Origin of the sequence: Bacillus sp. B.PNR1 (genome assembly GCF_030386235.1) — a bacterium.
GTDB lineage: Bacteria > Bacillota > Bacilli > Bacillales > Bacillaceae > Bacillus > Bacillus stercoris.
Genome location: NZ_JANYMN010000001.1, coordinates 1,845,118 through 1,868,957, shown reverse-complemented (window position 1 = coordinate 1,868,957; position 23,840 = coordinate 1,845,118). Strand labels below are relative to the sequence as shown.

Annotated in this window: 31 protein-coding genes and 1 riboswitch; of the genes, 20 read left to right on the top strand and 11 right to left on the bottom strand. The window is 44.9% G+C overall.

Annotated features, from left to right (window positions below; translation table 11 throughout):
- Nucleotides 1-71: 71 nt before the first annotated feature.
- On the top strand, nucleotides 72-1,193 hold the full coding sequence (locus tag NZD81_RS09825) for a competence protein CoiA (protein WP_483298465.1): 1,122 nt from the start codon (nucleotides 72-74) through the stop codon (nucleotides 1,191-1,193).
- A gap of 229 nt (nucleotides 1,194-1,422) precedes the next feature.
- Nucleotides 1,423-3,252 carry an oligoendopeptidase F gene (gene pepF, locus NZD81_RS09820; RefSeq protein ID WP_289860400.1) on the top strand — a complete coding sequence of 610 codons (1,830 nt, stop codon included), beginning with the start codon at nucleotides 1,423-1,425 and terminating at the stop codon, nucleotides 3,250-3,252.
- Between the two features lie 38 nt (nucleotides 3,253-3,290).
- Here the strand turns inward: pepF and NZD81_RS09815 are convergent, their stop codons facing one another.
- The 5 genes from NZD81_RS09815 to NZD81_RS09795 form a co-directional block, all read right to left on the bottom strand.
- The gene (locus tag NZD81_RS09815) at nucleotides 3,291-3,458 is read right to left on the bottom strand and encodes a hypothetical protein (RefSeq protein ID WP_003244944.1); all 168 of its coding nucleotides are present in this window, start codon (nucleotides 3,456-3,458) and stop codon (nucleotides 3,291-3,293) included.
- Between the two features lie 313 nt (nucleotides 3,459-3,771).
- Nucleotides 3,772-4,671: a protease adaptor protein SpxH gene (gene spxH / locus NZD81_RS09810; RefSeq protein WP_041521296.1), complete on the bottom strand. Its 900-nt coding sequence runs from the start codon at nucleotides 4,669-4,671 to the stop codon at nucleotides 3,772-3,774.
- On the bottom strand, nucleotides 4,668-5,066 hold the full coding sequence (locus tag NZD81_RS09805; protein ID WP_003232928.1) for a globin domain-containing protein: 399 nt from the start codon (nucleotides 5,064-5,066) through the stop codon (nucleotides 4,668-4,670). The genes spxH and NZD81_RS09805 overlap by 4 nt, the downstream gene beginning before the upstream one ends.
- A gap of 251 nt (nucleotides 5,067-5,317) precedes the next feature.
- A complete protein-coding gene (gene cwlQ / locus NZD81_RS09800) occupies nucleotides 5,318-6,052 on the bottom strand; it encodes a bifunctional muramidase/murein lytic transglycosylase (RefSeq protein WP_289860389.1) in 735 nt (244 codons plus the stop codon).
- A gap of 14 nt (nucleotides 6,053-6,066) precedes the next feature.
- Nucleotides 6,067-6,639 (bottom strand): CYTH domain-containing protein, encoded by a 573-nt coding sequence (locus NZD81_RS09795; protein ID WP_289860387.1) that lies wholly within the window; start codon nucleotides 6,637-6,639, stop codon nucleotides 6,067-6,069.
- Between the two features lie 123 nt (nucleotides 6,640-6,762).
- On the opposite strand from NZD81_RS09795, the gene NZD81_RS09790 reads away from it, so the two are divergent.
- From NZD81_RS09790 to NZD81_RS09775, 4 genes are read left to right on the top strand one after another with little or no spacing between them, the layout of a single operon-like run.
- On the top strand, nucleotides 6,763-7,131 hold the full coding sequence (locus NZD81_RS09790) for a UPF0738 family protein (protein WP_014663540.1): 369 nt from the start codon (nucleotides 6,763-6,765) through the stop codon (nucleotides 7,129-7,131).
- A gap of 28 nt (nucleotides 7,132-7,159) precedes the next feature.
- Complete coding sequence (gene yjbM / locus NZD81_RS09785; RefSeq protein WP_003245294.1) at nucleotides 7,160-7,795, top strand: GTP diphosphokinase; 636 nt, start codon at nucleotides 7,160-7,162, stop codon at nucleotides 7,793-7,795.
- Nucleotides 7,796-7,813: 18 nt separating this feature from the next.
- A complete protein-coding gene (locus NZD81_RS09780; RefSeq protein ID WP_003232918.1) occupies nucleotides 7,814-8,614 on the top strand; it encodes an NAD kinase in 801 nt (266 codons plus the stop codon).
- Nucleotides 8,615-8,628: 14 nt separating this feature from the next.
- Entirely contained in the window at nucleotides 8,629-9,528 is a 900-nt protein-coding gene (locus tag NZD81_RS09775) for an RluA family pseudouridine synthase (RefSeq protein WP_282374186.1), read from the top strand.
- A gap of 11 nt (nucleotides 9,529-9,539) precedes the next feature.
- On the opposite strand, the gene prpE is transcribed toward NZD81_RS09775, so the two are convergent.
- On the bottom strand, nucleotides 9,540-10,274 hold the full coding sequence (gene prpE, locus NZD81_RS09770) for a bis(5'-nucleosyl)-tetraphosphatase PrpE (protein WP_289860378.1): 735 nt from the start codon (nucleotides 10,272-10,274) through the stop codon (nucleotides 9,540-9,542).
- Between the two features lie 234 nt (nucleotides 10,275-10,508).
- Between prpE and NZD81_RS09765 the strand changes: the two genes are divergently transcribed.
- The 10 genes from NZD81_RS09765 to cotO all read left to right on the top strand — a co-directional run bounded on the left by NZD81_RS09765 (nucleotide 10,509) and on the right by cotO (nucleotide 19,500).
- Entirely contained in the window at nucleotides 10,509-12,353 is a 1,845-nt protein-coding gene (locus NZD81_RS09765; protein WP_148342945.1) for a monovalent cation:proton antiporter family protein, read from the top strand.
- A gap of 61 nt (nucleotides 12,354-12,414) precedes the next feature.
- A riboswitch (TPP riboswitch) is annotated at nucleotides 12,415-12,523 on the top strand.
- 78 nt (nucleotides 12,524-12,601) lie between these two features.
- Nucleotides 12,602-13,312, top strand: coding sequence for a thiaminase II (gene tenA, locus NZD81_RS09760; protein WP_148342946.1), 711 nt, complete (start codon nucleotides 12,602-12,604; stop codon nucleotides 13,310-13,312).
- Nucleotides 13,287-13,904, top strand: coding sequence for a thiazole tautomerase TenI (gene tenI / locus NZD81_RS09755; protein ID WP_289860375.1), 618 nt, complete (start codon nucleotides 13,287-13,289; stop codon nucleotides 13,902-13,904). The genes tenA and tenI overlap by 26 nt, the downstream gene beginning before the upstream one ends.
- On the top strand, nucleotides 13,888-14,997 hold the full coding sequence (gene thiO, locus NZD81_RS09750; protein ID WP_289860373.1) for a glycine oxidase ThiO: 1,110 nt from the start codon (nucleotides 13,888-13,890) through the stop codon (nucleotides 14,995-14,997). Before tenI ends, thiO begins: the two co-directional genes overlap by 17 nt.
- Nucleotides 14,997-15,197: a sulfur carrier protein ThiS gene (gene thiS / locus NZD81_RS09745; protein ID WP_289860551.1), complete on the top strand. Its 201-nt coding sequence runs from the start codon at nucleotides 14,997-14,999 to the stop codon at nucleotides 15,195-15,197. Before thiO ends, thiS begins: the two co-directional genes overlap by 1 nt.
- On the top strand, nucleotides 15,194-15,964 hold the full coding sequence (thiG, locus tag NZD81_RS09740) for a thiazole synthase (RefSeq protein ID WP_014663548.1): 771 nt from the start codon (nucleotides 15,194-15,196) through the stop codon (nucleotides 15,962-15,964). The genes thiS and thiG overlap by 4 nt, the downstream gene beginning before the upstream one ends.
- Entirely contained in the window at nucleotides 15,961-16,971 is a 1,011-nt protein-coding gene (thiF, locus tag NZD81_RS09735; RefSeq protein WP_289860369.1) for a thiazole biosynthesis adenylyltransferase ThiF, read from the top strand. The genes thiG and thiF overlap by 4 nt, the downstream gene beginning before the upstream one ends.
- 18 nt (nucleotides 16,972-16,989) lie before the next feature.
- Nucleotides 16,990-17,805: a bifunctional hydroxymethylpyrimidine kinase/phosphomethylpyrimidine kinase gene (thiD, locus tag NZD81_RS09730; protein ID WP_069149385.1), complete on the top strand. Its 816-nt coding sequence runs from the start codon at nucleotides 16,990-16,992 to the stop codon at nucleotides 17,803-17,805.
- 134 nt (nucleotides 17,806-17,939) lie between these two features.
- On the top strand, nucleotides 17,940-18,716 hold the full coding sequence (gene fabI / locus NZD81_RS09725) for an enoyl-ACP reductase FabI (RefSeq protein WP_003232896.1): 777 nt from the start codon (nucleotides 17,940-17,942) through the stop codon (nucleotides 18,714-18,716).
- Nucleotides 18,717-18,816: 100 nt separating this feature from the next.
- Nucleotides 18,817-19,500, top strand: coding sequence for a spore coat protein CotO (cotO, locus tag NZD81_RS09720; RefSeq protein ID WP_289860357.1), 684 nt, complete (start codon nucleotides 18,817-18,819; stop codon nucleotides 19,498-19,500).
- 96 nt (nucleotides 19,501-19,596) lie between these two features.
- Here cotO and cotZ read toward each other — a convergent pair whose 3' ends face one another.
- From cotZ to NZD81_RS09695, 5 genes are all read right to left on the bottom strand, one after another.
- On the bottom strand, nucleotides 19,597-20,049 hold the full coding sequence (cotZ, locus tag NZD81_RS09715) for a spore coat protein CotZ (RefSeq protein WP_040083433.1): 453 nt from the start codon (nucleotides 20,047-20,049) through the stop codon (nucleotides 19,597-19,599).
- 127 nt (nucleotides 20,050-20,176) lie between these two features.
- Nucleotides 20,177-20,665 (bottom strand): spore coat protein CotY, encoded by a 489-nt coding sequence (gene cotY, locus NZD81_RS09710; RefSeq protein ID WP_014663553.1) that lies wholly within the window; start codon nucleotides 20,663-20,665, stop codon nucleotides 20,177-20,179.
- Nucleotides 20,666-20,816: 151 nt separating this feature from the next.
- Complete coding sequence (gene cotX, locus NZD81_RS09705; RefSeq protein ID WP_014663554.1) at nucleotides 20,817-21,326, bottom strand: spore coat protein CotX; 510 nt, start codon at nucleotides 21,324-21,326, stop codon at nucleotides 20,817-20,819.
- Between the two features lie 94 nt (nucleotides 21,327-21,420).
- Nucleotides 21,421-21,744 carry a hypothetical protein gene (locus tag NZD81_RS09700; RefSeq protein ID WP_014663555.1) on the bottom strand — a complete coding sequence of 108 codons (324 nt, stop codon included), beginning with the start codon at nucleotides 21,742-21,744 and terminating at the stop codon, nucleotides 21,421-21,423.
- A gap of 39 nt (nucleotides 21,745-21,783) precedes the next feature.
- Nucleotides 21,784-22,170: a spore coat protein gene (locus tag NZD81_RS09695; RefSeq protein WP_014663556.1), complete on the bottom strand. Its 387-nt coding sequence runs from the start codon at nucleotides 22,168-22,170 to the stop codon at nucleotides 21,784-21,786.
- A gap of 159 nt (nucleotides 22,171-22,329) precedes the next feature.
- On the opposite strand from NZD81_RS09695, the gene yjcA reads away from it, so the two are divergent.
- The 4 genes from yjcA (at nucleotide 22,330) to spoVIF (ending at nucleotide 23,810) form a co-directional block, all read left to right on the top strand.
- Nucleotides 22,330-22,686, top strand: a complete 357-nt coding sequence (yjcA, locus tag NZD81_RS09690; RefSeq protein WP_014476457.1) for a sporulation protein YjcA — start codon at nucleotides 22,330-22,332, stop codon at nucleotides 22,684-22,686.
- A 280-nt stretch (nucleotides 22,687-22,966) separates the two neighbouring features.
- The gene (locus NZD81_RS09685) at nucleotides 22,967-23,173 is read left to right on the top strand and encodes a hypothetical protein (protein WP_040083432.1); all 207 of its coding nucleotides are present in this window, start codon (nucleotides 22,967-22,969) and stop codon (nucleotides 23,171-23,173) included.
- Between the two features lie 81 nt (nucleotides 23,174-23,254).
- Nucleotides 23,255-23,410 (top strand): YjcZ family sporulation protein, encoded by a 156-nt coding sequence (locus tag NZD81_RS09680; RefSeq protein WP_040083431.1) that lies wholly within the window; start codon nucleotides 23,255-23,257, stop codon nucleotides 23,408-23,410.
- Between the two features lie 145 nt (nucleotides 23,411-23,555).
- Entirely contained in the window at nucleotides 23,556-23,810 is a 255-nt protein-coding gene (gene spoVIF / locus NZD81_RS09675; RefSeq protein WP_014479471.1) for a sporulation-specific transcription regulator SpoVIF, read from the top strand.
- Nucleotides 23,811-23,840: the final 30 nt, after the last annotated feature.

The following is a 23,840-nucleotide window of genomic DNA, read 5'->3' as shown; positions in this document are numbered from 1 at the left end:
TATCCAGAAAGTATACCTCATCTGGAAAGGAGAGATGACAATTGTTTAGTGCTGTGACTGAAGACGGTCAAATGTTTCACCTTTTAGGCGCTCAGCAAAGCCAAAAATTAAAGCGGAAACGATTCTTCTGCCCGGTATGCGGAGAAGAGCTTGCTGTGAAGCTCGGACTTCAAAAAGCGCCGCATTTCGCCCATAAACAGAACAAGTCCTGCTCCATAGACATAGAACCGGAAAGCGCCTACCATTTAGAAGGAAAAAGACAGCTGTACGTATGGCTGAAAACGCAAAAGGCTTCTCCCGTATTGGAACCGTATATAAGGGAAATCAACCAAAGACCGGACGTCTTGGCAAGGATCAAGGAGCGTATGCTTGCTGTTGAATATCAATGCGCCACGATCAGTCCGGATGCTTTTCAAAAGCGGACAGAGGGCTTCAAACAAGCAGGAATCATCCCGCAGTGGATTATGGGCCGCAGCCGCTTACAACGGACTGCTTCGTCCTTTTATCAGCTTTCAGCTTTTCATTGGCAGTTTATCAATGCAAACCCATACAGAGAACTGATATCTTATTGTCCGGAAAGGCGTTCTTTTCTCCGGCTCAGCCACATCATTCCATTCTACACAACCCATTCTTATTCCTCAGTCCAAACGATCCCTATCCATCGGGCAGGTATAGACGATCTTTTTTTCACAAAATCGAAATCCCCAATTCAATATTCAGGCTGGGCGAAAGCGATTCACCGTTTTCGCCATAAACCCCATCGGTTTAGCTCAAAGGAAACAAACCGCCTTAAGCAGCTGTTTTATGAGAAGCGGCAGACGCCTTTTTCTTTTCTGCCGACTGAAGTGTTTGTTCCTGTTGTAAAAGGGGCAGTTTTTAAGAGTCCGGTTTTTGTGTGGCAGGGGTTTCTTTACCTGTTTATCACGGATCTTGGAGAGAAACATGCGCCAATTCGTTTTTCAGCCGTTTTACAGCAATGCAAACTGCACATTCATAAAAAGAACATTGCACTCAGATGCGAATGCAGCGAAGAGTGTCTTTCTGAAGCTGTTAAACAGTACATTGATTTTTTGTGCAAGAAGGGATTTTTAAGGGAGACTCAGAAAGAAGTATATGTGCTGAACCAGCCTGCAGATGGCATTCGCTCAATGCAGGATCTCATAGAAAGAGACCGCAGCTGTTTTATAGAATGAGTTTGTCTGATTTGGCTCACCCTAAGACAAAGGTGGTGGGCTGGCTGTGAACGGCACAAAAGGAAAGGTTTTTCGTGTTTTTACTGCTTTTTTGGCATTCGTTCTCTTCATTACTGCATATGATTTGACAAAAGGCAGTGAAAAACCGGAAGATATTCACAACACAAGTTTATTGGGAAACAGTTGCTTTTTCAATTGGCTTGAATCAAAGAAGACGAGGGGGATCACCATGGCTGAGGAAAAAAAAGCAAATCAACTGCCTGACAGAAGTGAGGTAAAGGCAGAAGACACATGGAAACTTGAGGATATTTTTCCTAGTGATGAGGCCTGGAATAAAGAATTTCAAGCTGTAAAAGAATTAATTCCGAATTTATCTAAGTATAAAGGAAAGCTGGCCGATTCAGCTGATCATTTATACGAGGCTCTTACGTACCAAGATAAAGTGATGGAGCGGCTGGGAAGGCTGTACACATATGCGCATATGCGCTCTGACCAGGATACCGGGAACTCCTTTTACCAGGGGCTGAATGACAAGGCGGGAAACCTGTATACACAGGCCGCAAGCGCGACAGCTTATTTGGTTCCTGAAATTTTATCCATAGAAGAAGACAAACTACAGCAGTTCATTCTTGAAAAAGAAGAATTAAAGCTGTACTCTCATGCGATTGAGGAGATTACAAAGGAACGTCCGCATGTGCTGAGCGAGAAGGAAGAGGCGCTGCTTGCTGAGGCTTCCGAGGTATTAGGGTCATCTTCAAATACATTCAGCGTGTTAAATAACGCAGATATTACGTTCCCGTCCATTAAAGACGAAGATGGGAATGAAAAACAGATCACTCACGGCAACTTTATTAACTTCTTGGAAAGTGAAAACCGCGAAGTCCGCAAAAATGCGTTTGACGCAGTGTATAAAACGTACGGACAATATAAAAACACAATGGCCACGACACTAAGCGGCACTGTGAAAAAGGACAACTTCTACGCGAGAGTGAAAAAGTACAATTCAGCGCGTGAGGCTGCGCTTTCTAACAACAGCATTCCTGAGGAAGTATACGATAACCTCGTGAAGACGATTAATAAGCATTTGCCTCTTCTTCACCGATATATCGCGCTGAGAAAGAAAGTGCTAGAGCTTGATGAAGTGCATATCTATGATCTGTATACACCGCTTGTGAAGGATGCGGGCATGAAGGTGACATACGAGGAAGCCAAAGATTACATGCTGAAAGGCCTCGCACCTTTAGGGGAGGAATATGCCTCTATCCTAAAAGAAGGGCTGGAAAACCGCTGGGTGGACGTTTATGAAAATAAAGGAAAACGCAATGGCGCTTATTCATCAGGAGCTTACGGCACGAATCCGTATATTTTGATGAACTGGCATGATAACGTCAATAATCTCTTTACGCTCGTGCACGAGTTTGGACATTCCGTACACAGCTACTATACGAGAAAGCACCAGCCATATCCATACGGCAATTACAGCATCTTTGTCGCAGAAGTTGCTTCTACGACAAATGAAGCGCTTCTTGGCGAATATCTGCTGAATAATTTAGAGGATGAAAAGCAGCGTTTATATATCCTCAACCATATGCTTGAAGGCTTTAGGGGAACGGTCTTCAGACAAACGATGTTTGCCGAGTTTGAACATCTGATCCATACAAAGGCGCAAGAAGGCGAGCCGCTTACACCTGAGCTCCTGACAAATGTTTATTACGATCTGAATAAAAAGTATTTCGGAGACGGCATGGTGATTGATAAGGAAATCGGCCTTGAATGGTCGCGGATTCCGCACTTCTATTACAATTACTATGTGTATCAGTATGCGACGGGGTACAGCGCTGCCCAAGCATTAAGCAGCCAGATTTTGAAGGAAGGGAAGCCTGCGGTTGACCGTTATATTGACTTCCTGAAAGCGGGAAGCTCACAATACCCGATTGATGTCCTGAAAAAAGCGGGCGTTGATATGACGTCTCCAGAGCCAATCGAAGCTGCTTGCAAAATGTTTGAAGAAAAACTCGATGAAATGGAAGAGCTGCTGATGAAAGTCAAGCAGTCTTAAAAAAAGTAAGCCTGTGCGGAAATGACGCACAGGCTTTTTTAAAACCCTTTAAAGGTTTTCCGGTGATTCAAGCGGTAGAGGGTAAACAAAATAGACAGAAACAGCAGAGGAGAGGTAATATAAAGCGGCAGCATATGCATCATGCCTAAGATATTCAGACAGAAAAAAACGGCAATGCACACAATCGAGATCAAAGTAGACATCATGGCGGTCCTCCTCGTCCTTTTTCCTTATAAGGATATGAGTGAATGGACTCCGTTATGTTTTGTGACAAAAATATGAACATTAAGCATAGAGGTTGTCAAAAGTCGACATCTTTTGTTATCATAAGGATGTGAAATTGATCACAAACAAACATTACCCCTTTGTTTGACCGTGAAAAATTTCTCCCATCCCCTTTGTTGTCGTTAAGACATATGAAACCGCGCTTATCCCGGCGCGGTTTCTTTAGTATTAAATTTAGAACATACGTTTGGTTTTGGCGCAAAAAAACAGCCTCAAGCATATGCACGCCTGCGGCTATTTTTCACATGATTGATATTCATCAGAATAAGTGCTGAGAGACTTCCAAAACATTCCGTGTTTGGCCTCCACTTTGGCAACCTTTTTAGCAAACGCCAATTTTTTCATTTCTTTTTCTACCTCTTCAAGGCTCAGGTCATATACAAGAGCAATTTCCTTCGAGGCAACGAAGCGGAAATATTCAATAAAACATTCTAAAGGCGGTGTTTCCGACGGCTTCGGCTCGTCGCCAAGCATCTCAAATAAAATTTCTTCATATACATCATATGAGTAGCTTCCAGGAACTTTAAGCCCTTCATCCTCATGCTGCGTATTGAAGAACGTCAGTGTCGGATTAACAGAAACATCCATCTCAGCAGCAATTTTCATGTCACATTGAAGCGCCTTGACCGCGCTTTGAGAATGCAGATCTTTTTTAAATTCTTCAAGATCGAGACTTGTATTTTCAGCAATCTCCAAAAGCACATTTTCATCGGTGATGTTTTTCTTTGAAACAAATAGGCTCTCCTGCATATTTCTGAGAAATTGCATACCGGCTTTTCTTCCTTGCAATTCGGCTGCTTTAAAAGCGAGAGCAGCCATATAAGGTGATGAAAGCGGCTGATCTTGCTCGAACCAGAGATTGCCGTCACACGACATGCCTGAGCGGCTCGCGATCTTTTCCCATGCTTCTGCGAGAAGATGCTTTTTTCGCTTTTTATTTAAAGCGGTAAGGCTTGCGGAAGCGATAATACGTAAGGTGAAAAAACGTCCGTATCTAATTTTCAGCTTTTTGATGACGGGCTCTAAGGACCAGCATTCAGGACATAAAGGGTCTACAAACATATAAATCTCAAGCGGTTTTTTTGGATGACCGTGGCAATGGGCGAAGTATAGCTCATGCTGATAGTTTGTCAAGATGATCGATCCTCCGCTTCCGTTTGATTCACCATATGCCTTGCTGTCAACTCCAGCCGGCCAAACAAAAACTCGCGAATTTCGCCCTCCAGCCCTACATGGTCCATTGCGTCCTTCATACAGCTGAGCCACGCATCAGCTCTCTCGTTTGTAATTGGAAAGGGAAGATGCCTTGCTCTGAGCATAGGATGGCCGTGTTCCTCAGTATAAAGAGGAGGCCCGCCTAAATACTGAGTTAAGAATTGCTTCTGTTTCCTGGCGGTTTCTGTCAAATCGCTCGGAAAAATCGGCTTCAGCAAAGGATGAGACGCGACACGCTCATAAAAAGTATCAACAAGTTGCGATAGAAGTTCCTCTCCAATCGCTTCATAAGGTGCGTTAAACGATTGTCCCATGTTGACTACTCCTTTAAATATGGCTAATAGGAATCATAAATCCTATTGCAAAAAGTAATTTTCTGTATTTCATTGTTTCATCTAGGTTTATTTTAGCAACAAGGCATCATTTCTACAAACAAACTGCCTTTTTTGCGTATGATAACTCATTTCGGCTGACAGCCGGGGTTTGTATTTCATATCATATCACATAAAAATCAGGAATGCGTAAGATTTCACTTCGCAAAAAAACCAGAGGGGGAGCCCTCTGGTTACGCGTAATAAGCTGAAGTTATTTTTTTTACATAGTTTTGCGTTTCTTGGAAAGGAGGAATACCTCCGTACCGGTCAACATTCCCCGGTCCGGCGTTGTAAGCCGCTAATGCCATAGACACATTGCCGTCGTATTTATCCAACATTTGTTTTAAATATTTTGTTCCGCCCTCCACATTTTGCTGCGGATCAAGCGGGTTGGAAACGCCTAGTGAGCTTGCTGTTGATGGCATCAGCTGCATGAGGCCCATCGCACCTGCTCCGCTGACCGCTTTTGCATTAAAGCCTGATTCCTGCTTGATGATGGCACGAATCAGTTTTTCATCGACGCCATATTTATCAGCGGCTTTTTTAATCGCACTGTCAACGGAGAAGTCTCCCGAACTGATCTGATTTGCTTCATGTTTGTTTGAAGCTGAATCTGCAACAGCTGTTTCGGTGCTTTCTGCCGCTTTTGTGATTGAACCTGAATTGCTGCTCGTATATGAGTTGAGCCCATACGCTGAAAGCAGTGACGGCGCTGTTGTATTCGCGCTGTTCAGCATGCTGAGCGGGCTTGGCGATGAAGAAGGTGCTGATTGCTGAGATGCCAGACCGTTTGTATATTGGCTGAGCAAAGAGCTGAAACTTGAAAGCGGGCTTTCCGTATTCTGAGTGTCCGAGCTGCTGCGTGCATTAGATATGGACTGTAGTGCCTGAAGCTGAAGTAAAGCTGCCCAATTCGTTACATTCACGATGTCATTCCACCTTATATAGACTTTCGTTTTTCTTCATAAAAACGCAGAATTTTATTTTTGGTTTCGCGCTGAGGAATGCTGAATTGCTGAAGCAGCTTCTCGAAGGCTTGTCTGCCCTCATGCCAATCCGCCGCCTCAAATTCAATTTCATAGTCCTCTTTATTTAAATATCGGCTGTGGTCTAAAACTATTAAGCCTTTTTCTGTTTCTTTTTCCGCTCGGTTTGTTGCTAAAGATCCAAAGTATCGAATGGCAACCGTATCGATCTGAAGCTTGTGCAGCTGGTCCTTCACAGGGCCCTCGGGAACTGAAAATGCTGCTAGATCTGATACCTCTGAAAGCTGCTGGTGCGTTTCCAGAAGCCCCACATCAGCCGGCTCTTTTAATGTAAGGACATACTTTCCGTTTTTTCTGCGGATGCGAAGCGCTGCATGTTTTTGTTTCAGCGCAAAGCTGTCTGTATCAAAATAATGATTCTTTTGATCTGTAAAATCTTTTTCTGTCAGCTGGAGTGCCGCTGTTATGTTTTTGAATTCTTGTTTGGTCAGCATATTTTTAAATTCGATTTCAATTTCTTGGGTCATGATGATCTTCCTTTCCGCCCTGTAAATCTTATTTTTACTATTATCTCTTTAGATGTTTGGTTTATCAATATCGAGCTTGATATGATAAAATGAATCTGAACTTTGTTTAAAAAGGAGAGCATTATGCAAAACAGAATCGAAATTTTGAACGCAACATTATCGGATGATCAGCTTCGCCTTGCCTGTCAGACAGAAGGAAACGAAGCGGAACGCAAGCCGTCAGGTCAAATGCTTGTTGATTCTGACCACTTTGCTTTTGTATACATAATTGAATTAGCTGATTCTTTTGAATATGTCATTATAAAGGAACATATATGGCCGGAATTGAAGCAGGCCCATGCACAAAAAATACCGGTCTTATTAGAGGCAGGAGACCAAACGATTGAACTGGCAGGCCTGCATGAGGAGCTGGAATATCTTTTAGAAAATATAAAAGATAACGCAAACTATGGAGAAGAGATGGAAGAAAAAGTGAAACGCGTGTTTTTATAGAAACTGGTTCGGAATTGGGGGATGTATGATGGATGACAAACAATGGGAGCGTTTTTTAGTGCCGTACCGCCAGGCTGTCGAAGAGTTGAAAGTGAAGCTCAAGGGGATCCGCACACTATATGAATACGAGGACGACCATTCACCGATCGAATTTGTGACCGGACGCGTCAAGCCTGTGGCAAGCATACTTGAAAAAGCGAGACGGAAAAGCATACCGCTGCATGAAATTGAAACCATGCAGGATATCGCTGGCCTTAGAATCATGTGCCAATTTGTCGATGACATCCAAATCGTAAAAGAGATGCTTTTTGCCAGAAAAGATTTCACCGTTGTGGATCAGAGGGATTATATTGCGGAACATAAAGAGAGCGGATACCGGTCTTATCATCTTGTTGTACTATATCCTTTGCAGACGGTGTCCGGGGAAAAGCATGTTCTCGTGGAAATACAGATCCGTACACTGGCGATGAATTTTTGGGCGACCATTGAGCATTCATTGAATTATAAATACAGCGGAAACATTCCTGAAAAAGTGAAACTAAGGCTTCAGCGCGCTTCTGAAGCGGCTTCCCGGCTTGATGAAGAGATGTCGGAGATCAGGGGTGAAGTACAGGAAGCTCAAGCTGCCTTTTCAAGAAAGAAAAAAGGAAGCGAGCAACAATAGGTAAAGGGGAAGAAGAGCATGAAATTTGCCGTATCATCAAAAGGAGATCAAGTTTCTGATACGCTGAAAAGCAAAATACAGGCGTATTTATTGGATTTTGATATGGAACTGGATGAAAATGAACCGGAAATCGTTATTTCAGTCGGAGGCGACGGAACGCTTTTGTATGCTTTTCACAGATACAGCGACCGCTTGGACAAAACAGCATTTGTTGGTGTTCACACAGGTCATCTGGGGTTTTATGCCGACTGGGTTCCTCATGAAATTGAAAAACTTGTTCTCGCAATTGCGAAAACGCCGTATCATACTGTCGAATATCCGCTTCTCGAAGTCATTGTGACCTATCACGAAAACGAGCGGGAAGAAAGATACTTAGCCTTGAATGAATGTACGATTAAAAGCATAGAAGGAAGCCTTGTTGCTGATGTGGAAATCAAGGGGCAGCTCTTTGAAACCTTCAGGGGCGACGGCCTCTGCCTGTCAACGCCATCAGGCAGCACAGCCTACAATAAGGCGCTGGGCGGAGCGATAATCCATCCGTCTATCAGGGCGATCCAGCTTGCGGAAATGGCATCTATTAATAACCGCGTGTTCCGTACGGTCGGATCACCTCTGCTTCTCCCATCCCATCATGATTGCATGATTAAGCCGAGAAACGAAGTTGACTTTCAAGTGACGATTGACCATTTAACCCTTCTTCATAAGGATGTGAAGTCGATCCGCTGCCAGGTTGCATCCGAAAAAGTGCGGTTTGCGAGATTCCGCCCGTTTCCATTTTGGAAAAGAGTCCAGGATTCGTTTATTGGAAAAGGTGAATAGAAAGAGGACGTATCGTGGAGCATTTTTATATCAGAAAGAACATTACTTCCGCCGAGGATGGTATGACTGTAAAAGAATATGCCGGTGAACTCGGAATTTCAAAACGTCTGCTGACCGATATTAAGTTTGGCGGGGGAGACCTGCTGATCAACGGCGAGCATGTGACGGTTAAAGCCATTTTGAAAGAGGGAGATCTTCTTATCGTGAAGTTTCCTGAGGAACAGGTGAGCGAGACGCTGCTGGCAGAGCCTGTTCAGCTCGATATTCTTTATGAGGATGAACATGTGCTTGTGATAAACAAGCAACCGTATGTGTCATCAATTCCTTCGAGAGAGCACCCCTCTGGCAGCATTGCCAATGGAATTATTCATCATTATCAAAAAAACGGAGTGAAGGCCACAGTTCATCTTGTCACCCGGCTAGACCGGGATACATCGGGAGTCATGCTTGTTGCCAAGCATCGACTTGCCCACTCCATTTTATCGTCAGCGCAAAAAAACGGACTCGTGAAACGCCGGTATGCGGCAGTGGTTCATGGGCGGATGGCGCAGATGGAGGGAACAGTCGATGCCCCGATCGGCAGACATCCTGACAGTATAATTGAACGGACGGTAACACCAGACGGCCAGAAGGCTGTTACGCATTTTTATGTCACATGTGCACATGACGATATGAGCTCGGTGACGTTGCAGCTTGAGACTGGACGAACCCATCAAATTCGTGTTCATATGAGCTATCTCGGGCACCCATTGTGCGGCGATACACTGTACGGCGGAACGAGACGGGACATTGGCCGGCAGGCTCTGCACAGCGAGCATCTTTCGTTTATCCATCCGCTGACACAGGAGAACATGACGTTTCATGCTTCATTGCCTCAGGATATGAGAGAACTGATAAAAGGAGAGAATCATTGATTCTCTCCTTTTTATATGGGGCGAAACCTTGATTCGTCGTAAGGCAGGGAGCTTGGAACAGAGACGGTTTCTATTTCTGGAAAGCGAAAGCCTGTCAGTTTATTTCCGAACACGCAGCCTGTATCAATGTTGATGGTGCGATTAACCTTCCGAGGCTCTTTCACAGGTGTATGGCCGTATACCACCCAAGCCTTCCCGTTATAGGCTGCCGCCCAATCACGCCTGACGGGTCTGCCGTCCGGATATGTTTCACCTGTCACATCACCGTAAAGCACAAAGTCCTTCACTCTGCGGGTATATTTGCCAATATCGTCAGCTCTTATGCCAGCATGGGCGACAACCAATTCTCCATTATGTAAGATGTCGTAAAGCGGCGCTGTTTCGTACAGCTTCATAAACTGTTCGCTGACTGATTTTCTCTCATCCTTGGAAAGTTCCTCAAGCTCTGCCGCTGTTGTTTCGAGACCATGCATCACTTTTACCGGATTGCCTTTTAAGTAGCGGTACAGCTTATTGCAATGGTTTCCCGGGACATAACGTACAGCGCCTTTTTCGTAAGCGCTGGCTACAAATCGGATGACCTCTATCGATTTGGGCCCTCTGTCAGTTAAATCTCCGGCAAAAACAAGCACCCTGCCTTCTTCGTGGACAGGTACTCCATTTTTAATTGTATAACCAAGCTTTTGGATTAATGCAGTCATTTCGTTATAGCAGCCATGAATATCGCTGATGATATCGTAAGCCATGCGGTATCCTCCTTACCGATTGTTTTATTTATTATGAAGCAAAGTGTTTTGAGTCATCACAAGCTTTTATGTGCAAATTATAGAAGAAGAATCATTTTCTAAACAGGATTAAGACCTTATCACTTTATTTTTCATCATGACCCTTGTTAAAATCGCGTTATGTTTTTTAAAAATGAGGTTTTGTTCTTTGATTGAGAACTAGCATAACCCTGACTAAAAAAGGAGGTTCTGATTATGGCGCATACATCTGTCGCATCTTTAGTTGTTGTACTTATCGTTGCATTTTTGACACCCATCCTTTTGCATCGGTTTAAACTCAGCATCCCGGTTGTTGTTGCTGAAATCATTATGGGGCTGATTATTGGGAAAAGCGGCCTTAATTTAGTTGTGGAGGGTGACACCTGGCTCCAAACACTCTCTATGCTCGGATTTATCTTTTTAATGTTTTTAAGCGGGCTTGAAATTGATTTTTCATCTTTTGAGAAAGGGAAGAAAAAGCAGCTCCTGCCGAACGGCAAGGAAGCGCCTAATACGTTTGCTGCGGCATCTATTATTTTCGTCGGTATTTTTATTTTATCATTGCTGCTGTCCTATGGCTTCGTCTTGGCGGGATTTATTCAAAATGCATTTTTGATGACCCTTATTATTTCAACGATTTCGTTAGGCGTTGTTGTTCCAACATTAAAAGAAGAACGGATCATGAATTCGAATATCGGGCAGATTATTTTGCTCGTTGCTGTTATTGCTGATTTGGCTACGATGATTCTTCTTGCTGTTTTTTCTTCTTTATACGGAGAGGACAGCGGAAACATGTGGCTCCTGATGATCCTGTTTGCGGCCGGAGTGGTGCTTTACTTTTTCGGCAGGGTCTTCAAACATCGCTCTTTTGTTCAATCCATGTCAAAAGGGACGATCCAGATTGGGACGCGTGCCATTTTTACGTTAATTATTGTACTCGTTGCCCTGTCTGAATCACTTGGGGCGGAAAATATTCTCGGCGCTTTCTTAGCGGGGGTTCTTGTTTCCCTGCTTTCGCCAAACAAAGAACTTGTTCAGCAGCTGGACTCATTCGGTTATGGGTTCTTAATACCGATTTTCTTCGTGATGGTCGGTGTGAAGCTTGATATTTGGACTCTTTTCCAGGATAAAACAATTTTAATCATGATCCCGCTTTTGCTTCTGGCGCTGTTAGTGAGCAAAATCATTCCTGTCATGTACCTAAAGAAGTGGTATGATAACCGAACCATTTTCGCGTCCGGTTTCCTGCTGACATCAACGCTTTCGCTCGTGATTGCCGCTGCAACAATCGGCCAGCAGCTTCACGTGATCAGCGCAAATATGTCGGGAGCGCTCATTTTAGTGGCCGTCATCGCAAGTATTTTTACGCCGATCTGTTTTAAAAAGTTATACAAACGGGAAGAGCAGCCGGAGGAGAAAAGAATGATTACGTTCATCGGCGCCAACCAAATGACTTTGCCTGTCACACTTGAATTGCCAGAGGAAGAGTATGACGTGCGTGTAGTACACGTCTATCAAGAGAATGCAGAGGAAAAGCTGTCAGAATCAGTGTTTGCTGTTGAAACAATTTCCGACTATGAACACGAGACGCTTGAATCACTCGGCATTTTTGAAACGGATATCCTCGTTGTGGCGACAGGAAATGAAGATATGAATGCAGACATTGCATTACTTGCAAAAGAAAAAGGCACAGAAAGAGTCATTGCAAGCGTAGGATCACCGGAGCATGAAGCAGCTCTGAAGGAGCAGGGAATCAGCATCTTTTCTATTCTGCTGTCGACAAAAACGCTGCTTCGCGCACTGATTGAAGCGCCTGGCGTCATGAAGCTGCTCACGAACCAAGAGTCTTCGCTGTATCAAATTAATATGGAGAACAGTAAATATGATGGTGTCATTTTACGGGAATTCCCTTTAACAGGTGACGTCATCTTTGTCAGGATCTTCAGAGGTGTGGACAGCATTGTTCCTCATGGGGATACAAGGCTGAAACTTGGAGACCGTTTAATTGTCACCGGATCTCGGGGGTACGTAACGGATCTTAAGAAAACATTGGAAGGATAAATCTTGACCAAATAAGGATTCGTGTTAATATAGAGGTGCAGAACAATTCAATATGTATTCGTTTAACCACTAGGGGTGTCCTTCATAAGGGCTGAGATAAAAGTGTGACTTTTAGACCCTCATAACTTGAACAGGTTCAGACCTGCGTAGGGAAGTGGAGCGGTATTTGTGTTATTTTACTATGCCAATTCCAAACCACTTTTCCTTGCGGGAAAGTGGTTTTTTTATTTTCAGAGGGGGAATGATTTGTGAAGTTTTCAGAAGAATGCCGCAGTGCAGCCGCAGAATGGTGGGAGGGGAGCTTTGTCCATCCGTTCGTTCAAGGAATCGGTGACGGAACGCTTCCGATTGACCGTTTTAAATACTACGTGCTTCAGGATTCCTATTATTTAACGCATTTTGCAAAGGTGCAGTCATTTGGCGCCGCTTATGCGAAGGATCTTTATACAACGGGGCGGATGGCAAGCCATGCCCAAGGTACATATGAGGCGGAAATGGCGCTTCATCGGGAGTTTGCCGAGCTGTTGGAAATCAGCGAGGAAGAGCGTAAGGCGTTTAAGCCGTCTCCTACTGCGTATTCTTATACATCCCATATGTACCGTTCGGTTTTGAGTGGGAATTTCGCAGAAATCTTAGCGGCCCTGCTGCCATGCTATTGGCTCTATTACGAGGTTGGTGAGAAATTGCTGCATTGTGATCCGGGGCATCCAATTTATCAGAAGTGGATTGGCACATATGGCGGTGATTGGTTTAGACAACAGGTCGAGGAGCAAATCAACCGCTTTGATGAGCTGGCGGAAAACAGCACGGAGGAAGTGCGTGCCAAGATGAAAGAGAATTTTGTCATCTCCAGCTACTATGAATATCAATTTTGGGGAATGGCCTATCGAAAAGAAGGCTGGTCTGACAGCGCCATAAAAGAGGTGGAGGAATGTGAAGCTTCACGCCATAACGGATGACAGCAAGCCGGTAGAAGAGTTAGCGAGAAACATCATTACGATTCAGAATGAAGTTGATTTTATTCACATTCGGGAACGCTCAAAATCGGCGGCGGATATTTTGAAACTGCTCGAGATTATTTTTGAAGGCGGTATAGATAAACGAAAACTGGTGATGAACGGGCGCGTGGATATTGCACTTTTTTCTACCATTCATCGCGTACAGCTGCCAAGCACCAGCTTTTCACCGAAGCAGGTCAGAGCCAGGTTTCCACACCTTCATATCGGGAGGTCGGTGCATTCACTGGAGGAAGCGGTTCAAGCAGAAAAGGAAGACGCAGACTACGTACTGTTCGGCCATGTGTTTGAAACGGATTGCAAAAAGGGCCTTGAAGGAAGAGGAGTATCTTTGCTGTCAGATATCAAACAGCGGATTTCCATCCCGGTTATAGCCATCGGGGGGATGACACCGGAAAGGTTAAGAGACGTAAAACAAGCAGGGGCGGACGGCATCGCTGTCATGTCAGGAATTTTCTCTTCCGCTGAGCCCTTGAAAGCAGCCAGACGATATTCCCGCAAGCTAAAGGAGATGCGCTATGAAAAGGCATTATGAAGCAGTGGTGGTTGGAGGCGGAATTATCGGTTCCGCGATTGCTTATCATTTGGCAAAGGAAAACAAAAGCACCGCATTATTTGAAAGCGGAACAGTGGGCGGCAAAACGACAAGTGCCGCTGCCGGAATGCTGGGCGCCCATGCCGAATGCGAGGAACGTGACGCATTTTTTGATTTCGCTATGCACAGCCAGCGTCTGTACAAAGGCCTGGAAGAAGAGCTTTATGCATTATCCGGTGTGGACATCAGGCAGCATAACGGCGGTATGTTTAAGCTTGCATTTTCTGAAGAAGATGTGCTGCGGCTGAGACAGATGGACGATTTGGACTCTGTCAGCTGGTATACAAAAGAAGAGGTTTTAGAAAAAGAGCCGCATGCGTCTGATGACATCTTGGGTGCATCTTTTATTCAGGATGATGTGCATGTTGAGCCTTATTACGTTTGCAAGGCATATGCGAAAGCAGCGAAAGCGCTTGGGGCGGAGATTTTTGAGCATACGCCCGTCCTGCATGTCGAACGTGACGGTGAAGCTCTGTCCATCAAGACCCCGAGCGGAGATGTATGGGCTAATCATGTTGTCGTTGCCAGCGGGGTGTGGAGCGGGATGTTTTTTAAACAGCTCGGGCTGAGCAATACATTTTTTCCTGTAAAAGGGGAGTGCCTGTCCGTTTGGAATCATCTTATCCCGCTGACAAAAACGCTTTATCATGACCATTGCTATATCGTACCGAGAAAAAGCGGCAGACTGGTTGTCGGCGCGACAATGAAGCCTGGGGACTGGAGTGAAACACCTGATCTTGGCGGATTGGAGTCGGTTATGAAAAAAGCGAAAACGATGCTGCCCGCTATACAAAATATGAAGGTGGATCGTTTTTGGGCGGGACTCCGGCCGGGAACAAATGATGGAAAACCGTACATCGGCAGACATCCTGAGGACAGCCGTATTTTATTTGCGGCGGGCCATTTCAGAAATGGGATCCTGCTTGCTCCCGCAACTGGCGCTTTGATCAGTGATCTCATCATGGATAAAGAGGTCAACCAAGACTGGCTGCACGCATTCCGAATTGATCGCAAGGAGGCGGTTCAGATATGATGCTACAGCTGAACGGTAAAGACGTGAAGTGGGAAAAAGACTCAGGTACAATTCAAGACCTGCTGGCGTCTTATCAGCTCGAAAATAAAATCGTTATCGTGGAAAGAAATAAAGAAATAATCGGGAAAGAATGTTATCACGAGGTTGAGCTTTGTGATCGCGATGTCATTGAAATTGTCCATTTTGTAGGAGGCGGATGAGCATGTTAACAATTGGCGGAAAAACATTTCAATCAAGATTGCTGCTGGGCACGGGGAAATACCCATCGTTTGAAACTCAAAAGGAAGCAGTAGCTGTTTCTGAGTCTGATATTTTAACCTTTGCTGTGCGGAGAATGAACATCTTTGAAGCATCTCAGCCGAATTTTTTGGAACAGCTTGATTTATCCAAATATACGCTTCTGCCGAATACAGCGGGCGCTAGCACTGCTGAAGAAGCTGTTCGGATTGCGCGTCTGGCGAAAGCGTCAGGCCTTTGTGACATGATTAAAGTTGAGGTCATCGGATGCAGCCGTTCCTTGCTGCCTGACCCTGTTGAGACATTGAAAGCGTCTGAACAGCTTCTTGAAGAGGGCTTTATTGTGCTCCCGTACACGTCGGATGACGTTGTGCTGGCGAGAAAGCTGGAGGAGCTTGGCGTTCATGCCATCATGCCGGGTGCATCTCCGATTGGATCGGGACAAGGAATCTTAAATCCTTTGAATCTGTCATTTATTATTGAACAGGCGAAAGTGCCTGTCATCGTGGATGCGGGGATCGGATCGCCTAAAGATGCGGCATATGCAATGGAGCTTGGAGCGGATGGCGTGCTTCTCAATACGGCTGTATCAGGCGCAAACGATCCTGTGAAAATGGCTCGTGCCATGAAGCTCGCGGTGGAAGCAGGACGCCTTTCTTATGAGGCGGGCCGAATCCCGCTTAAGCAATACGGAACGGCAAGCAGTCCGGGAGAAGGTCTTCCTGTATGACGGACAGGTATTCCAGGCAGGAGCTATTTGCTCCGATCGGCCCATCCGGCCAGAAAAAATTGAAGGAAGCGCGCGCCGTGATTATCGGCGCCGGCGCACTCGGAACTGCAAGTGCAGAAATGCTGGTGAGGGCGGGAGTCGGCTCTGTGAAAATTGCCGACAGAGATTATGTGGAATGGAGCAACCTCCAGCGCCAGCAGCTTTATACAGAAGATGACGTCAAAAAAGAAATGCCGAAAGCAGCCGCGGCGGAGCATCGTCTCCGTTCGATTAACAGCGATGTCGATGTGACTGGCCTTGTCATGGATGTGACAGCGGAGAATGTCTTCGAGCTGATTAAGGACGCCTCCATTATTGTGGATGCGGCTGATAATTTTGAAACCCGCCTGATCGTAAATGATGCTGCGGTCAAAGAAGGGATTCCTTTTCTTTACGGTGCCTGTGTAGGGAGCTACGGCCTCACCTTTACCGTGGTGCCGGGATCTACCCCTTGCCTGCATTGCTTGCTCGATACACTTCCGATTGGCGGAGCAACGTGTGACACAGCCGGCATCATCAGTCCGGCTGTTTTGCAGGTAGCAGTCTTTCAGGTAACAGATGCGCTGAAGCTGCTGGCGGGAGAAGAGTGCGAGCCGGTGCTGCGCTCCTTTGACTTGTGGAAAAACGAGCGGTCAGAAGTGAGTGTGACGAGTCTCAAACATGACGCCTGCCCAAGCTGCGGCACAAGGGATTTTCCGTTTTTGGCATATGAAAATCAAACAAAAGCGGCTGTATTGTGCGGCAGGAACACGGTGCAGATCAGATCATCCATTACAAAAGAAGCGGATCTTGAAGTGCTTGCCGGTCAGCTGAGACAGGCCGGGCTTGAAGTAGCCGCGAACCCGTATTTGATTTCCTGCCGATCGGATGATATGAAAATGGTGCTGTTCCGGGACGGCAGAGCTTTGATCCATGGAACGAATGATATTGCCCGGGCAAAATCCATTTATCATAAATGGATCGGGTAATAAAAGGAGTGTAGTGTAATGAGTATATATAAAGCATTGACAATCGCCGGATCCGATTCAGGCGGCGGCGCAGGGATACAGGCAGATATTAAAACCTTTCAAGAGCTTGATGTATTCGGAATGTCTGCGATTACGGCGGTAACCGCTCAAAATACGCTTGGCGTCCATGGGGTGCATCCGCTGACTGTAGAGGCGCTGAGACAGCAAATTGATGCTGTTGCGGAGGATTTAAGACCGGACGCAGTAAAAACGGGAATGCTCTGGAATGCCGACATGATTGAAGAAGTGGCGAGAAAAATTGACGAGTACGGATTCAATCGTATAATTGTTGATCCGGTTATGATCGCAAAGGGCGGTGCATCCTTGCTGCATGATGAATCAGTTGCCACCTTAAAGGAATTGCTCATTCCAAGAAGCTACGCGATTACACCGAATGTCCCGGAAGCAGAAACGCTGACAGGAATGACAATCAGTTCGCTGGATGACCGGAAAAAAGCAGCGGAGCAGCTCGTCAAGATGGGTGCGGAGCATGTCATTATCAAAGGCGGGCACCAGCCTGAGGACAATCACATTACTGACCTTCTTTTTGATGGCAGCATGTTTATGCAAATCACCCATCCTTATATTGATACGAAGCATACGCATGGCACGGGCTGCACCTTTGCTGCGGCTTTAACGGCCCAAACGGCTAAAGGAGACAGCATCCATCAGGCATTTGAGGTTGCGGCCAACTTTGTCCGCGAAGCGGTGGAAAATACGCTCGGCATCGGATCGGGACACGGGCCGACAAACCATTTCGCTTTTAAACGAAACAGCTTAAAAACAAGCCGTTGAGATCACCAGCTGATGGTGATCTCTTTCGCTTTGCTACGGTATGCGCTTTTCATCTGGACAAGGTTATGATATGATAGGAATTAAGATCAGGTACTAATACTATGTCTTTATTAAATATAGGAGGCTTTATACATATGAATTTTTCACTTGAAGGCCGCAACATTGTTGTAATGGGGGTAGCCAACAAACGCAGTATCGCGTGGGGCATTGCGCGCTCCTTGCATGAAGCGGGTGCACGTTTGATTTTCACATATGCAGGCGAACGCTTGGAGAAATCTGTTCATGAGCTTGCCGGAACGTTAGACCGCAACGATTCCATCATCCTTCCTTGCGATGTAACAAACGACGCAGAAATCGAAACTTGCTTCGCAAGCATTAAGGAGCAGGTCGGTGTAATCCACGGTATCGCGCATTGTATCGCGTTTGCCAACAAAGAAGAGCTTGTCGGCGAATACTTAAACACAAATCGTGATGGCTTCCTTTTGGCTCATAACATCAGCTCATATTCTCTGACTGCTGTTGTTAAAGCGGCACGTCCGATGATGACTGAAGGCGGAAGCATTGTCACTTTGACGTACCTGGGCGGAGAGCTTGTAATGCCAAACTACAACGTCATGGGTGTAGCGAAAGCTTCTCTTGATGCAAGTGTGAAATACTTAGCTGCTGACTTAGGAAAAGAAAATATCCGGGTTAACAGCATTTCTGCCGGTCCGATCAGAACATTATCTGCTAAAGGCATCAGCGATTTCAACTCCATTTTAAAAGATATCGAAGAGCGTGCGCCGCTTCGCCGCACGACAACACCTGAAGAAGTGGGCGATACAGCTGCGTTCTTATTCAGCGATATGTCCCGCGGGATTACAGGTGAAAATCTTCACGTTGATTCAGGTTTCCATATCACTGCCCGCTAAGCAGGATCTATATCAAGCAATCCCGAATAGGGATTGCTTTTTTATTTCTTCTGATTTTCAGCTTTCTGTCATATAGATAGAATATGACACAATCGGAGGGATGAAGATGTCTAATAAGAAAAGAAACGCGGATAAAAAACCGCTCATGTATATTGTTCAGCCGGATTATGCAGAAACCACAAGGTCATCCATGCAGGAGATTGTCATCAAAAGAAAGGCCGACAAACCCGCTCCGCCAAAAGCTGAGGAAAAGCCGGCTTACCATGAGAAGCAGCAGGAGGAAGCCGTGGCACAGGATGTCCTGCAAGCAGACCAAAAGCCTGCAGCCGAACCAGTGAGTCAGTATACACAAGAGGTGAGGGAGCCAGAGAACATAAAGAACCAGCCGGAGGAGAAAGCAGAGCCGCAGGCCGTAGAAGATCCCGTCGAACACGAGCCCCCGAAAGCAGAAAAAAAGGAAGAGCATGCACTTGAGGCCAGGAAGCCTGAGAAAGAACCGGAAGCTGTCCATAGTGCTGATAAAGCGGAGGAAAAAGCACCGCCGGCACGAAAAGTGAAAAAACCAATGAGCAAGATGACGATTCACGAAAAAATTGACTTTTTAACAAAGCTGCCTCATAACATGCCGAGAGCGCTTTGTTTGATTGAAGCCAATGGAAGAACGTATAGAGGCGTGATTGTCGGAAGAAGAAATGATTCCGTCCTGCTTCGAACAACCGGAAACGGAGCCCCGACCGAGCTGGCAATCGATGAAATCACCTCTTTGCACCCACTCGGTTTTTAATGGAAATGAACAGAAAAAAGCTGCCCGGCTGATGTTCCGGGCAGCTTTTTTACATAGAGAAAAGCCTGCAGGCCTGCAAGCTTTTCCAGCTTATGATTAATGATGATGATGATGTGTACGATTGATTAATCGAGGATTTAAGCAGTTGACTGCGCAGAAGCAGTCTAAGTCTACTTCAATACAGTAGTTCGTTTTTTCAAGTCTGAACACTTCACAAACCGTATCCTTATCGGTGAAGTCCAAAATGTGTTTGTGTTCGTCGAATGCGATTAATAATGACAGAGTTGCGCAGCTGTCATGAACTTTTTCTACTCTGAAAAATACTGTATTAAAGCAAGGGCCGTTATCGAGTTCGCCGACATTTCCGAAAGCGACCAAAGGATTTGATTTTGATGTAAATAGCACGAAAGGCACTGTATCGCCTAGCGAATGGGTTGGTGACAAAAGCTTTGAATGGCAGCTTGTCGGGCAATCCTCTTCAACAGCGTTTTGCAGTTCTTCAATATTTTCTATTGCTTCACGCACGCAGCATGATGTTTTCTGGCTCATATTATCCCTCCTGCCTTATAAATTTGAGACTGGCGAAATGATGGAGAGTCAGCTGCCTCACGCTGGAAGCAGCTGAATGATTTACACCCGTAATAGAGTTTGGAAGGGGATTCCTCTTTACAAGTGTTTATCCATTGTGATGATGCTTTTTCTCTCTGTTAGGGGATGTTCTGTCAACTAGCTCTGGTGACAGGCACTGAATCGCACAGAAGCATCCGAGATCCACTTCTATGCAGAAATCCGTTTTTTCTAGCCCGAAGAAATCCGGGTCACAAGGGTGGCAAACACTTAAGGTATCGCCTTTAACATCGACCGGGCGTAGAATCGACAGGGTTGCACAGCAATCACATAATTTTTCAACGCGGAAGAAAATGGACTCAAAGCATTGCATATCATCCACAAATCCCCCCACGTTTCCGAATGTGGAGAACAATCCGCCTTTTTTATCAAACAAGAGAAACGGAATTGTGTCTTTACCTGCAATTGTCGGATTCAAAAGGTTTGTATAGCAGCCAGTCGGACACTGTTCCTCAACTGCCTCCTGCTCTGCTAAAATCTTTTCCACTGCATCGCATACACAGTTCTCATGCCGGCCATGGGTTTTTCCGCAGCTCATTGATTTCAGCTCCTTCTTTATAGGGTATTTGACTTTAGTCCTTAACAACATATGTACCCGTGCCCCACTTGGTGTGGGTGAACGTCTATATATTCATCATATGCTTGGAAAATAAGAAAAAGCAGAGCGTTTTTGGCTCTGCTTTTAGGTCCTAGAGGACAAGAGTGATGACTAGGACGGCGATCAGAACGTTTGTAGCTGTAGAGACAAGGGTTGCGATATCGGCATCTACTGTTGTGACGTTTACGCCGCGGGAGCATTCGATAAGAAGTTTCTGGCGGTTTACTTGCTTGTTGGCTGTAAGCTGTAATAAATCTTGTGCGACTAATTCAGCAATAACGCCGTCTGCAATGGAGGTGAGGGCTACTGTCAGGACAGCTGCATTAAGTGCGGTTACAATAGATGTTACGGCTTGAACGTCTGTAGATGAAACGTTGATGTCACAAGAGTCTCTAATAATAATCGTCTCATCTGAGACTTGTTTGTTGAGGTTTGCCTGAGCTAGATCTTGGTCGATAAAGGCGTTGTCATTGCCAAACCCATTGTTATTGCAGCAAATATCGCAATTGCATTTTCTTTCTTCTTTTTCTTTCTCTTTGTGCTCTAATGGATGGTCACAGTCAGGATCAAGTGCAACCCAAGAATATGGTCTGCTTTCCATTTCTATTCCTCCTTTACTTTTACTTTTATTAAATGAGCGAGCCTCTTACTTTGACTGAGGCATTTATCTTGATGATGTGCCCTATTTTTTATGATTAATTTGAATTGTTATTGTTTTGTCGTCTTTGTCTGAGCTGTTCAATGAGCTGTTCTCTGCGGCTAAGCGGTTTATCGCTCTTTTGCTCTTGTGCGGCTTCTTCTTCTTTTTTCTTCTTGTGTTTTTCAGCTAGCTCCGCTGATTTCGCTTGCAGGTCTTTTACCATATTCAAAAGCATTTCTTTTTCATCATCTGATACTTTTTTCATTTTGTCTTTTGTGATGCCGTGTTTTAGAAATATGTTTTGGACCAGCATTTTCATCATTGGATCAACTTCTGGGAGCTTTTCAAGCTCTTCTTTGATTTTATCGTTATCTGACATTTGTTCTCACCTCAACTTTTAGTTTGTGAAAAGAAAGGATTAAAGGATGTCGAATTCAAGTAGCATACTGTTTAACACCTGAAGCAAGATTTGTACAAAGGTTATTATTTCGTCTGCAGACAAAGTAATCTTGATGTTTCGGCTGTTGATAATTTTAATGATGGTTCTTTTTTTGATTTGAGAGTTATCAAGAATGAGTATTTCGCTTGCTACTGTGTCGGCCAAGTCCTCGTCGGCAATAACGAGCTGTGTCAGCAGGATAATCAATGTTGTAACCAAGGCTTGTATAGAAAGGGCAGATGTTATATGTGATGTATCTATTGTGATATTTTCGCAATCAATCACTTCGATCTGCTGCTCGAATTCGCTTGATAATTGCTCCAATATGTCAGGATGCAGGGATTCAATTTTTGTTTCAAATGACATAACCTTCACTCCTTTCTTATCCATACTCTATATAATGCAAATGGGGTGCAGAGCGGAATAATAAAAATAACCAATTTTCCGCCGGACAAGATACAATTCATGAAGAATAGGGTTTTGGCATATATGTGAAGGGATCATGATTGGCAAAGGAGTGAACGAGTGGTTATTAATGGGCTGACAATTGTACTTCTATCGCTTGCGGTCTTTCGGCTCGCCCGCCTGCTGGTGTTTGACACGATTATGGCGCCGCTTCGCAGTCTGTTTCATGAAGAGAAGGAGGAAAAGGATGCGGACGGGAACATTGAAACTTATATCGTGATTAAGGGAACTGGTGTCAGGGCGTTTATAGGTGAATTGCTGAGCTGCTATTGGTGCACAGGCGTATGGTGCGCCGGCTTTTTGATTTTATGCCAGGCGTTGATCCCGCAAGCAGCGCAGTGGCTGATTTTACTTTTGGCGATCGCGGGCCTTGCCGGCATCATAGAAACGCTTGTATCAAAATGGTTGCAGGAATGAGGCATTCCCACCAGCAACTTTCCGTCAGGATACGCATAAAGTAGCATATATGACATAAGGAAAGGAAGGGAGCAAAAATGAATCAATATAATAAACCTTCCCAAAAATCTCCATATACAGATTCATCGTATCAATCAAAAAAGATAAAAAAGAAGGGTTGCGGGTGCGGAAATAAAAAGAAAAAGCCTCAATAGCCTGGCAAAGAAACCGGAGAACTCCGGTTTTTTGTTTTTTAACAGGGCGGACTCAACCGGCATATATCATAAGCGGGGGGATCAAAGTGAATGAGTTTGAAAAATGGATAGAAGGAAGGTATGAACCGCACGAACAAAAGCAAAAAGAGCATGAAGACACGATGGGCAGCATCAGAAAAGACTTGGATGCATTTGATAAAGCAGGTAAGGAATTTGAAGATGAGATTGAAGCGTTGGCTGAAAAAACAGAGGCCTTACTTAAAAAACATCAAGCTCAATATGATCAATCGTAAATCCGCAAACGCCCTATGCGAATATCCAAGCCAATCCAAGCAGCTCACATAGTGTATAGAGAGTAAAGGAGGTGCTTATCTATGGGCTTTGGATACGGATTCGGTGGTGGCTGCTGCGGCGGCTACGGTGGCTATGCCGGCGGTTACGGAGGCGGCTACGGCTACGGTTCAACATTTGTTCTTTTAGTCGTATTGTTCATCCTTCTTATCATCGTAGGTGCATCTTATTTCTGCTAAAACTTTAGAGGGAAGTGCGGGAATGTCCCGCGCTTCCTTACACTATGCCAACAAAACATAATGTCAGAAAATCAACTTTAAATAGGCACACTACTCATTGGGTGTTCATACAATACTGTATTACTCCGCCAAAAGGAGGCGCATTATGGATAATCAATTTTTTAAGAACATCGAAAAGAAAACAGGTGTGAAGATGCAGGATGTAATGAATCTTGCCGGATCACTCCAAAACGCTAATTTTAAAGATGAAAATACAGTGCGCAGTGTCATTAACCGCGTAGCGCAGCTGGCAAACAGACGCGTGCCAAAAGAATTAGAAGATAAAATCGTGGAATCTATTACAAGCGGAAAAGAAAAGCTTGATTTTGGCACGATTTCTAAAATGATGGATAATAAATAAGCAGATGGCCTGGCTGATTCACTGCAGCAG